1 protein-coding gene is annotated in these 1,085 nt (G+C 77.7%); it reads right to left on the bottom strand.

All coding sequences use genetic code 11. The features are described from left to right. Positions 1 to 1,085 (bottom strand): hypothetical protein (locus tag OZN99_RS32240; RefSeq protein WP_270939267.1); only part of this gene is annotated, 1,085 nt, incomplete at both ends.

Genomic DNA, 1,085 nt, shown 5'->3' with positions numbered 1-1,085 from the left:
CGCGCCGGCGCGGCCCGAGAGCGCGGCCACGCGATGATCCGGCCCGTCCAGCACCACCTCGCCGCCCGCCTGCAGCGCGAGCGCCGAGGTGCGCAGCGCGCCGCTGCCCTGCTGCAGCCCGCCCGCCAGCACCAGCGCGACCTCCGGCGCGTTGACCAGACCGGACAGACGCAACGGCTCCGCCCCGTCATGCCGCAGCCGCCAGGTCGCCATCGCGCCACCGCCCGCGGCGCCGACCAGGTTCGGCCTGTCCAGGGCGACGCCGCCGAAGAGCGACCTCGCCACCAGCACCGGTGCCTCGATGAAGCCTGCGACCTGGGTCATGTCGCCCGCGGCTGTCAGGGCCGCCACGTCCGTGGCGCGCAGAACGCCATCCAGCACCAGCCCGCCGCCGGAATTGAGGCGCAGGCTGCCCGCGGCCTCCGCGCCAAGCAGCCGGGCGATGGCATTCCCCGACGCCTCCAGCGCCACCGCACCGCCGGCGGCGATGCGCAGCGTGCCGGCCGAGAGCGGCGCGGCCGCCAGCTGGGTCAGGTCGCCGCCCGTGGTGACATCGGCCGAGGGCAGCGTCGCCGGCAGGGTGAACTCCAGCGGCGTCGCGGTGCGCAGCACCAGCCCGCCCGGCGCCGCCAGGGTGCCGAGCGCGCGGATGGCGTTGGTCGCGGCGGCGAGGTCCACGCGGCCCTTCGCCTGCGCATGCAGCAGGTCGGTCGCGATGCCGAGGCCCTCGCCCGGCTGCGTCAGCGCGCCGCCCGAGGCCAGGCCGATCTCGGCGGCGAGGATGTCGTCGGCGGCCAGGGCGACTGTGCTCGCCACGCGGAACAGCGGCCCGGCGCGGCCGGACACCGCGGCGATGGCGTTGCCGGACGCCTCCAGCCGCACCTCGCCCGTCGCGGTGGCGCGCAGCGTTGCGGTCTCGATCCCGCCTTCCGTCTGCGTGACGTCGCCGCCCAGCGCGTGCAGCGCGACGGAGGGGGCGAGGAGCGGCGCCGACAGCGTCAGCGCATCCGCGCGCAGCACCAGCGCGCCGCCGGCCTGGACCCGGTCCGTCACCGCCAGCGCGCCTGCGGTGGTCAGCGCGAAGC

This window comes from Falsiroseomonas oryzae (genome assembly GCF_027856955.1).
Lineage (GTDB): Bacteria > Pseudomonadota > Alphaproteobacteria > Acetobacterales > Acetobacteraceae > Falsiroseomonas > Falsiroseomonas oryzae.
Note: the sequence above shows the minus strand (reverse complement) of the source record. Positions and strands in the feature narration are given on the sequence as shown.